8 protein-coding genes and 1 pseudogene are annotated in these 9909 nt (G+C 45.1%); 8 read left to right on the forward strand and 1 reads right to left on the reverse strand.

Going from position 1 to position 9909, the window contains the following annotated elements; translation table 11 throughout:
• A partial coding sequence (locus ENN47_00705; GenBank protein ID HDP76712.1) for a hypothetical protein occupies window positions 1-811 on the reverse strand: 811 nt, incomplete at its 3' end.
• Window positions 812-1581: 770 nt separating this feature from the next.
• Here ENN47_00705 and gnd point away from each other — a divergent pair.
• The 8 genes and pseudogenes from gnd (at window position 1582) to ENN47_00745 (ending at window position 9751) form a co-directional block, all read left to right on the forward strand.
• Window positions 1582-2517: a decarboxylating 6-phosphogluconate dehydrogenase gene (gene gnd, locus ENN47_00710; GenBank protein HDP76713.1), complete on the forward strand. Its 936-nt coding sequence runs from the start codon at window positions 1582-1584 to the stop codon at window positions 2515-2517.
• Window positions 2504-3999 (forward strand): annotated as a pseudogene (zwf, locus tag ENN47_00715) (glucose-6-phosphate dehydrogenase). Before gnd ends, zwf begins: the two are co-directional and overlap by 14 nt.
• Window positions 3848-4735: a 6-phosphogluconolactonase gene (gene pgl / locus ENN47_00720; protein ID HDP76714.1), complete on the forward strand. Its 888-nt coding sequence runs from the start codon at window positions 3848-3850 to the stop codon at window positions 4733-4735. Before zwf ends, pgl begins: the two are co-directional and overlap by 152 nt.
• 397 nt (window positions 4736-5132) lie before the next feature.
• Window positions 5133-6050 (forward strand): 4-hydroxy-tetrahydrodipicolinate synthase, encoded by a 918-nt coding sequence (gene dapA / locus ENN47_00725; protein HDP76715.1) that lies wholly within the window; start codon window positions 5133-5135, stop codon window positions 6048-6050.
• 35 nt (window positions 6051-6085) lie between these two features.
• The gene (locus ENN47_00730; GenBank protein ID HDP76716.1) at window positions 6086-7087 is read left to right on the forward strand and encodes a DctP family TRAP transporter solute-binding subunit; all 1002 of its coding nucleotides are present in this window, start codon (window positions 6086-6088) and stop codon (window positions 7085-7087) included.
• A 66-nt stretch (window positions 7088-7153) separates the two neighbouring features.
• Complete coding sequence (locus ENN47_00735) at window positions 7154-7684, forward strand: TRAP transporter small permease (protein ID HDP76717.1); 531 nt, start codon at window positions 7154-7156, stop codon at window positions 7682-7684.
• A complete protein-coding gene (locus tag ENN47_00740) occupies window positions 7675-8970 on the forward strand; it encodes a TRAP transporter large permease (GenBank protein HDP76718.1) in 1296 nt (431 codons plus the stop codon). The genes ENN47_00735 and ENN47_00740 overlap by 10 nt, the downstream gene beginning before the upstream one ends.
• Before the next feature lie 22 nt (window positions 8971-8992).
• The gene (locus ENN47_00745) at window positions 8993-9751 is read left to right on the forward strand and encodes an IclR family transcriptional regulator (protein ID HDP76719.1); all 759 of its coding nucleotides are present in this window, start codon (window positions 8993-8995) and stop codon (window positions 9749-9751) included.
• The last annotated feature ends 158 nt before the right edge of the window (window positions 9752-9909 follow it).

The following is a 9909-nucleotide window of genomic DNA, read 5'->3' on the forward strand; positions in this document are numbered from 1 at the left end:
ATCTAATGGCATTCATTGCGTTGGTAATGAAAATCTCGAACAGCGACATATAACTCGTGTCAGCAGTTCCTCCAACGATGACTTTCTTGATGTTAAGCATTACCTGATCTAGTTTGCTGATCTGAATATCGTACATTAGTTCCTGGATGGCGACATCAGTGGTAGTAGTTGCATCGAGAGTAGTAATGAACAACAGCTTCCCGGTGCAGGTCTCTATGGGAGTGAAGTAGTTCTGATCTACCATTCTCACATACGAGTCGTAATACTGCTGATCAAGCTTTGTGAGGATACTTTGGATCTCCGAGTCAATGGTATCTAGTTTTGCCGATATCACGTCAAGTTTTGCGTTGATTTCCTCAACCTGATTGAGGATTTCACTTATCATTTCTGAGGTTTCATCGCCCAGTCCGAACAAGCTTTTCATAACCCAGGATATTGCGCTTACAGCGACCTTAGAGACTATTCCGGTGGTCGTGCCCTTAAGGAGGTCTTTCGCAAGGCTGGAAATATCGATATCCAATGTGGCACCTACACCGAAATTGTATATCGCTCCGCCAGCGATAGCTTCGACAATAACCTCTATGAAGTCCCTATAAACTCCACCAAAATTGTCCCGCACGAAGTCCGAGAGCCTTTTCATCGAGAAATACGAGGTCTCGAATCCCGGGTGAAGCTGACTTAGCACATTTACCTCGGGGGGGACGTTCAAGGCGTCTCGGACCTCACTTATAGCTTCCGAGTAGCTGATCTGCTTCTTGAACATATAGGCGGCAAAAACCGAGGTGACGGGATTTACGAGTATTTGCTCCAAATGAAACGACTCTTCGACAACCGAGGCAAGGGCATCAGTCCTTTCCTGTTCTTCGGGGATATCGAAGGATGCCAGCAATATTACCGGGAACTTGAACCCGTTTGGTATGGGAATTGAGAATCTCCCGTAATTGTCGGTAAGGAACTCCCCTTCAATAACTTGATTTCCATCGAGATCAAAGACTTTTACTGAAGCGTTTCAATGTACTCGTCCGTGAAAACTGAACCTCGTATTGCGTTCGTCCTGATTAGCCCGACGCAACCCGCGAGAAGAAAGAGCAGCAAAACAAGAATGAAAAGATAGTACTTCCTCATTTCATCACCCCCAAATACCCTGATTAGTAAATCAGCTTATTACTGAGTCGCAGCGTATCCAGAGAATTTGTCACATCAAGAAAAGTTGATTTATCGAATTATTATATATGAGATTTATGGAAAATCAGTCATTTGTTCACACTGTGAAAGTCAAATTTCTGGTAGCGGGAACGAAACATTTCTTGGGGTTTCAAGTGCCTTAGGAATTCTGAGCTGCAGAAATCTTTATCGAGTATCTTCAGAAAACAGATTAGGCTTGAAAGCCGACTGAAGAGTTGACGATGAAAGAGAAAACCCCCCCTATTGATAAAATGGGAGTACAGAGGGTCTGTTTTTCGGATCACAGAAGGGCGAAATCTGATAGTCAAAGGCATTACCTGGAGTGATACGTCTCTGGAGCTGGAAGCTTTGGAGCATCAAACCGAGAATCGGAATTCTTTGGAAAGAGGTGCCTCTATGGAGATAGGGATAGTAGGACTTGGCAAAATGGGAGGCAATATTGCCAGAAAACTCGTTGCCGGAGGGCATACTGTTATTGGTTATAATCTCAATCCGGAGATTACAAAGGTTCTGGCTGAAGAGATAGGACTTTGCCCGGCCTTTTCTCTGGAAGAGCTTGTGGGAAAGTTGTCGCCGGTTCGGATTCTTTGGTTGATGATTCCTGCAGGCGTTCCAATTGAAACAACTATAAATGTTCTTAAAGACTTGCTAGATACTGGAGATATCGTCATTGACGGAGGCAACAGTAATTATAAAGACTCAATTAGGCGATCGGAGAGACTTTCAGAAAGAGGAATCAACTTCGTAGATGTTGGCACAAGCGGGGGAATATGGGGATTGACAGAAGGTTACAGCATGATGATTGGAGGCGAAAGAGAGATTATAGAGAACCTCGCGCCATTATTCACAACGCTTTCGCCTGAGCAAGACAAAGGGTGGGGAAGAGTTGGTCAAGCAGGAGCTGGCCATTTCGCAAAGATGATCCACAACGGAATAGAGTATGGGTTAATGGAGGCCTATGCGGAAGGATTCGAGATTCTTAGAGCAAAGAAGGAGTTTGATTTCGATTTGAAGGAAGTCACCGATATATGGCTTCACGGAAGCGTGATCAGGTCATGGCTTCTGGAGTTGATTGGCGATATACTGGCCGGTGATCAGGATCTCCGCAACATAGAGCCGTGGGTTGCAGATTCTGGAGAAGGACGATGGGCAGTTGTTGAGGCAATGGATCTCGACGTGCCCGCCCCGGTTATTACAATGTCTCTGCAGAAGCGTATTGAGAGCCGTGTTGAAGAGGATTATTCGGCAAAACTCCTTGCAGCCATAAGAAACAGGTTTGGCGGCCACGAAATAAAACACACAAGACAGGCGAGCAGAGATGGCGAAGACTGAGAATTCGATAATGATCGTATTCGGAGCTTCCGGCGATCTTACACAACGGAAATTGATTCCAGCCGTTCACTCCCTCGGTTGTGAAGGACTGCTTCCAGATCGGTTCAACGTTATTGGTGTTTCCAGGAGCAAGATATCGGACAAAGGGTTTCGAGTTAGGTTATTTTCTGGGGTTCAGGATTACTCCAGATCCGATCCAAAGATCTGCAATCTCTGGAAGGGATTTGAAACTAAGATCGAGTACTTGCAGGGCGAGTACGATCAAGAAGAGACATACGATGAACTGAAAAAAAAATCGAGAAATTGGAGAAGAACGAGCAGGTTAGATCAAATGTTATTTTTTACCTCTCTATTCCTCCCGAAATGCATTCGATCATACTGAAACACCTGGGTAAATTGGGTCTCAGTAGATCTGAGGAGAGGAAAGTTCGCATTGTAATTGAAAAGCCTTTTGGAAGAGATCTTGAAAGCGCAAAAGAGCTTACTGGGCTTGTTCACGAGTCTTTTAGGGAAGACCAGATTTTCCGGATAGACCACTTCCTCGGGAAAGAGACCGTTCAGAATATACTTGCTTTCCGTTTTGCCAATTCGATATTTGAACCACTGTGGAATCGTCAATACATTGATCATGTTCAGATAACTGTTGCTGAGGATATTGGAGTAGAACACAGGGCTGGATATTACGATACCGCTGGGATCTTGAGAGATATGTTTCAGAATCACATGCTTCAGCTTCTGACTTTAGTGGCTTTGGAACCGCCAGCGGTTTTCGAGGCGGATGCACTCAGGGATGAGAAGGTCAAAGTTCTGAGATCGATGAGCAAGTGTTCAGACGTCGTTCTAGGTCAGTATGATGGCTATCTTGAAGAAGAAGGAGTTGCCAAGGATTCAAAAACGCCTACATATGCAGCACTTAGGACGTATGTGGATAATTGGAGATGGAAGGGAGTCCCATTCTATCTTCGATCTGGCAAAAAGATGAAGAGAAAGGTTTCGGAAATCTCCGTCCATTTTAAGAGCGTTCCTCATATGCTTTTTGGGCAAACGGGAAATGGTGAAGATGTCAGTCCAAACATTCTATCTCTTTGTATTCAACCTGATGAAGGAATTAAGCTGTATTTCGAGGCAAAGATTCCTGGCGGTTCGATGAAGACGAGAACAGTCAAAATGGATTTCAGTTTTTCCAGCGGATTCGGTAATGACGTCCTCCCTGATCCATACGAGAGATTGCTTTTAGATGTAATGAATGGAGATGCATCATTGTTCGCAAGATCTGATGAAATCGAACTGGCTTGGAGAATAATCGACCCTATAATAAGAAGACGAGAGAATGGAGAAATCAAGTTGTGTACTTATGCAGACGGTAGTTGGGGTCCCGAAGAAAGCGGTTTTCTCGTTACGAGGGAAGGCCGGGAGTGGTTTGTCTGCTGTTGCGGTGAGGATGGAGAACCACCGGAGGAGCAAGATGGCGACGGCAAATAGAAGGCTGAGAATCTTCGACAACTTTGAGCAGCTATCACATGCGGCCGCAGAGAATTTTGCAGGACTAATCGAGAAAAGAAAAACTGTTCATGATAGATTCTCAGTAGCTCTTTCGGGAGGTTCTACGCCCGAGAGACTTTATGAAATTCTTGCCGAAGAACCTTACAAACAGGGTATTCCCTGGCAAAAAATCGATCTTTTCTGGGTAGACGAGAGATGCGTTAATCCCGATCACGATGAAAGCAATTACGGACTAGTGAAGGAACTTCTACTTAGAAGGATCGAGATTCCCGAGGAGAACATTCACAGAATCAAAGGTGAATTATCTCCTGAGATTGCCGCAGCTCAATACGAAAGAGAATTGATTGACTATTTTGGAAAGTATTCCACAGATTTCGATCTTATAATATTGGGATTTGGAGAAGACGGTCACACGGGGTCTATCTTTCCCGGTTCGACTGAGATTCACGATTATGATTCCCTAGTACTCACGAGTGAAGTGAGCTACGATGGAAGGCCCTCCAGAAGGGTTACTCTTGGTCTGCGAGCTCTGAAACAGGCCAGAAACGTCTTTGTTTTGGCCTTCGGAAAGGCGAAAGCAGAGATCGCCAGGTTGGTTCTGGTCCAAAATGATAGCGAACTGCCGATAAGCCTCGTATCTCCTGAATATGGAAAGCTCTTCTGGATGATTGATAGAGAAGCGGCTAGGTTTCTACCAAAAGACTTTCTTGATTAGCTTTGCTGTCGAATTGTTGAGCTTGCATTGATTAAGGCTATTCTTGAAACAGATAAACGGTCTCAAGATTCATCCAAAGCTGAAAAGCAGCAGCAAGAGATTCTTCGGAGATGGAAATCGACTGAGTACAGATTTCTTTCCAGAAATTCCATGATATTCAGCGGTTGTAAGATTTTCCTCGGAGTCTCCCCATCAAGAGCTATTGATTGGAGCTAAGCTCACATTCTAAAGAATGACCTTTCAGAAGAATTTCAAACATCGTAACTGTTAATTCCGTGTTTTTGCCTCTAGTTGGTTCTGGTCGGATCTTATTGACTTCCGATTATTGACTGTCAAGAAGTATAATTTCAATGAAAGAAATGACGTTTCAATAGATGAAATAAGGGGAGGCGTATTAATGGACGTTGTTGGCAAGTTTGGGAGGATACTCATACCAATGAGTACAGCATTTGCAGCTGATTATTCGATCGACTATCCTATGACCAGGAGGATAGCCAGCTATTTGATTGGAAAGAAGTACTGTGATTCTCTTGTAATAGCCGGAACAAACGGCGAGTTCTACTCAATGAGCTTTGAGGAGAAGGTAAGACTTTTCGCGGAAGTTAAAGAAGAAGTTGGCGACAGGGTACCGTTGATAGCCGGAACAGGTACGGCTAACACTTACGAGACAATAGAACTGACAAAGGAAGCAGCGAGGCTGGGATATGATGCTTCCATGGTAGTTGTTCCTTATTACTGTCATCCTACTCAGGAAGGAATCTACTATCACTTCTCTCAGATATGCAAGAATACCGATCTTCCGATCATGGTCTATAACATTCCTCTCTTTACGGCTTCGAATATCGATCCGGCGACTCTGGCCAAGCTAACTGAGTTTGAGAATATCGTTGCCGTCAAAGATGAGGCCGGAATTAATCCGTTGCAGACCTCTGCCTTCTTGAAGGCGACAAAGGGGAAGATAGTGGTTTATTCCGGAGACGACCTAATGGTTCTCTCGGTCATGAGCCAGGGTGGAATAGGTGTTATAAGCGGAGGTTCGCATGTAATTGGAGACATGATGAGGAACTTGATAGATGAGTTCCTCTCTGGTGATGCCACCAAAGCTACAAGCAGCTTCAAGGAGCTTTATGAGCTCTTCAGCGCTTTCTTTGGCAGAAATAGGCGGCTTACAAACCCATTGCCGGCAGTAAAAAAGGCCTTCGCGCTCCACTCGGGACTGGATGTCGCGAGAGTAAGGCCGCCGCTCATGGAAATTGAGGAAGACGAAGTGGCAGTACTGAAAGATACTCTCAGAAAGTTCGGGAAAATTTCCTGAGCCTCAGAATCAAAAAACCGAAAGGGGGTTTAGTGATGAAAAAGGGATTAGTCGTGGTTCTTGTTCTGCTATTAGTGAGCATTTGTTTTGCCGTGGAGGAGACTTATACGATACGGTTCAATACGGTAGCCGCGCCGACTCAACCTCAAGTTCTGGCGATGAACAAATTTGCCGAAGTTGTCGAAAATCTTAGTGGCGGCAAGATAGTGGTGAAGATCTTCCATTCGGGCCAGCTCGGAGATCAGCAGACGTCTCTCCTGGGTGTTATGAGAGGGGACCTTGAGATGGCTGGAGACGGTGCGCCATCATGGTTCGCCGATCTCGGAAACATGCCGAAGATGGGAGTATTGAACGCCGCTTACATCTTCAGAGATCTTGACCACATGTACTCTGTAATGAACAGTCCCATGGTAAAGGGATGGTTCGATGAATTGGCTTCGAATACTGGAATGAGGGTTCTGGATACATGGTATCTCGGCATGAGGCAGCTTAACACAACCGAAAAGGCGGGTCCCGTTTACAAACCTGAAGATCTCAAAGGTATGAAGATCAGGATGCCCAACAACGAAGCATTCATGGACATGGGACGCGCTATCGGAAGCAATCCTACCCCGATGGGTTTCGGAGAAGTGTATCTAGCTCTCAAGTTAGGAACTATCGATGGGCAAGACAATCCTCTCCCGACAGATCTGTCGGCGATGTTTGTGGAGGTCACGAAGTACATTGTTCTTACTGACCATTCAATAGGAATGATCAACCCTGTGATCAACGAGAAGTTCTGGCAGTCACTGCCCTTTGAGTACAAGACTTACATTATCAAAGCGCTGGAAGTTGCTCGTTACTACATGAATTATCTTGTTTTGGAACAGGAGTCAAGCCTTCTAAAGCAATTCGTTGACGACTACAACATGGAGATTGTAGTTCCCGACAAAGAAGCCTTCATGAACCTTGCAAAAGAATTCTATTCACAGGAGAAATTTGACAACGCCTGGGGCAAGGGGATGTACGAAGCAATTCAGTCGTATCCCTTGGACTGACAAGATAAGCTGTATTTCCTGGACCAGGGCTAGCCTGGTCCAGGTTATTATTTGCGGGGGTCTAACATGAAGAAACTCTTGGCGTCACTTTTCAAAGTCTTTCAGACTGCGCTGAATTTGATCGAATCCTGGGGCGGAACAGTATTTCTCGGACTGCTCTTCCTCAGCATCTTTTTCCAGGTGATTCTGAGGTATGTATTCAGTAGCCCTTCACCGGAATTATTCGAGATAGCGCAATACAGTTTCATATGGACGATTTTCCTTGGAGCGCCTTATGCAAGAAAGTTCGATGCACATATAAAATTTGACATTGTATTTCTCAGACTTCCCAGAAAGGCGCAGCTGCTTCTCCAGATAGCATTCGATCTCTTCTTCTGCATTGTGCTCTTAGTAACACTTGGACCCGTGCTCGGCGATGTTCTTTTCTACAAGATCATCAAATCCGAAGTCTTAAGGATTCCCTGGACTTATCTCTTCATGTGTTTCCCCATTTTTATGGTATTGACTTTCATTCACAACGTAATCTGGATAGTGAAGAGCTTCATAGAACTCTTCTCCGGAAGAATCGTTCCCAAGGAGGTTGAACCATGGGATTGATACTCTTTTTCATAATATTTGGTGCTGCCTTCGCCCTGGGTTATCCGATAGCGTTTGGAATGATCATGGGTGGCTTTGCATACTTCATCACTTCCGGAATGGACTTGGGAATCTTCCTCGACATAATGGCAATAGAATTGAGAGCTCAGGATGTCTTGTTGGCAGTTCCAATGTTCATATTTGCTGCAAACGTAATGAATGATACCGAGATAACCGACAGACTTTTCGGTTTCTTGAAACAGCTTCTTGGTGGCATGCGTGGCGGTCTTGCGTATGCAAATATTGGCGCGAGCATCATTTTCGCCGGCATGAGCGGTTCGGAAATAGCAGACGTTTCGGGTCTCGGAACAATAGAGATAAAAGCGATGATGGACGACGGTTATGAGGGCCCCTTTGCCTGTGCGGTTACGTGCGCTTCGGCAACTATTTCTCCCCTCATTCCTCCCAGTATACCGATGGTAATCTATGCCATGCTGACAGGAACCTCTCTGGGATACCTGTTTCTTGCAGGAATAATACCAGGGCTTCTTCTTGGCTTTCTTGAGGCCGGGATGGCCTTCTATCTCTCGAAGAAGAGAAACTACCCTGTGGGAAAGAGATATCCGCTTAAAGTACTTGCGAAGAGTTTCATCAGATCCTTTCCTGCTCTGATGGCTCCGATCATTCTCCTGGCCGGTATCTACGGGGGAATATTCACTCCAACTGAATCCGCGGCCGTTCTCGCTGCATATTCTATACTCGTCAGCATCTTCATCTATCGTACGCTTGGAGTCAAGAAGCTGAGAAAGATAATGCTCAAAACTGTTTATAATGTAGGTGCGATAAGCTTCATGATTGCCGGTGCCTTCGTTGTGAAATATGTGCTTGCAAGAGAAGAGATTCCTCTATTGCTGACGAACGCTTTCATGGATCTGGGACTTCTTTCCAGCGCTTGGGTGCTGCTTCTAAGTGTGAATATTCTCTTCTTCATACTTGGAATGTTCTTTGATGTGTCCGTCATACAGCTGGTTGTAATACCAATAGTCTTTCCACTTGTGAGGGCTGTGGGGATAGACCCAGTTCACTTCGGAATTGTGACTACTTTCAACCTGATGCTTGCCCTTGACACTCCTCCTTACGGGCAGACGGGTTTCATAACGAGCGCAATAAGCAAGACTCCTGTCGGCAAGGTCTTCAAAGAGATGCTAAAATACTGGATACCAATAGAAGTCATGGGACTTGTATTAATCACTTACTGGGCAGATTTCGTTCTCTGGCTGCCGAGATTACTTGGTTATGCTCACTGAATTTAAAAGCGGGGACTTCAAGATGCAAAGTGTTGAGAGGATTGTCAGAATAATAGGTTCGTTTAGTCTTTCAGAACCGAGACTGGGTCTAGATGATCTGACGAAGAAGAGCGGGCTTCCCAAAGCCACCGTGTATCGAATTTCGGAGGCTCTTTGTGAAGAACATGTGCTTGAAAAGGATGCAATAACTTCTACATACAGAATTGGGATCAAGCTCTTCGAGTTAGGGAGTTTATACCTTTCTTCCATGCGGATCAAGGATATTGCTTTTGGCGAGATGGAAAAACTGCACCTCGAGACCGGGGAGACTATCCACATGGGAATACTTGACGGAACTGAAGTCGTCTCTATTGAAGGATTTGAAAGTTCAAGATCACTGCATACAAAGCTTTTCATAGGAAAACGAGCTCCTCTATACTGCACTGCAGTTGGGAAGGCGATCCTGGCCTTTTTGCCAGAGAGCGACCGCGAGAAGCTGCTAGAATCACTTGAACTTACACGTCACACTTCGAATACGATCACCAACAAAGATTCGCTAAGAGATGAGTTAGAAAGAGTCAGGTCAAGAGGAGCGGCAATAGACAGAGGCGAGAACGAAGATGGAGTCGTCTGTGTCGGAGCTCCAATATTCGATTCGTCTCGTGAAGTCGTTGCCTCTATTAGCATATCCGGTCCGGTCTTCAGGATGGGAGAAGAAGTCTTGATACAATATTCCAGAATGCTGAAAGAAGTTGTAGAAAGAATCTCGGCTACTCAGGGATACAGATCGCAAGAACCATAGCATTCCTGCTAAAGGTTTATGGAAGTTCATGTGCAACTCCTTCAATTCTGTCTGGTTAGTTGCTTCGGCTGTGTCAGCAAAAATCGCCTTCCGAGCAGAAAGTGAAATGCAATGAAGCATCTTCAAGAGAAGACTCATTGAATCAAAATTCTCGGGAG

It is taken from the genome of Mesotoga infera (genome assembly GCA_011045915.1).
GTDB lineage: Bacteria > Thermotogota > Thermotogae > Petrotogales > Kosmotogaceae > Mesotoga > Mesotoga infera_D.

Coding starts and splice junctions, on each gene's coding strand:
- gnd (HDP76713.1), top strand. CDS start 1,582: ATGGAGATAGGGATAGTAGGACTTGGCAAAATGGGAGGCAATATTGCC.
- dapA (HDP76715.1), top strand. CDS start 5,133: ATGGACGTTGTTGGCAAGTTTGGGAGGATACTCATACCAATGAGTACA.
- ENN47_00740 (HDP76718.1), top strand. CDS start 7,675: ATGGGATTGATACTCTTTTTCATAATATTTGGTGCTGCCTTCGCCCTG.
- ENN47_00730 (HDP76716.1), top strand. CDS start 6,086: ATGAAAAAGGGATTAGTCGTGGTTCTTGTTCTGCTATTAGTGAGCATT.
- ENN47_00745 (HDP76719.1), top strand. CDS start 8,993: ATGCAAAGTGTTGAGAGGATTGTCAGAATAATAGGTTCGTTTAGTCTT.
- pgl (HDP76714.1), top strand. CDS start 3,848: ATGGAGAAATCAAGTTGTGTACTTATGCAGACGGTAGTTGGGGTCCCG.
- ENN47_00735 (HDP76717.1), top strand. CDS start 7,154: ATGAAGAAACTCTTGGCGTCACTTTTCAAAGTCTTTCAGACTGCGCTG.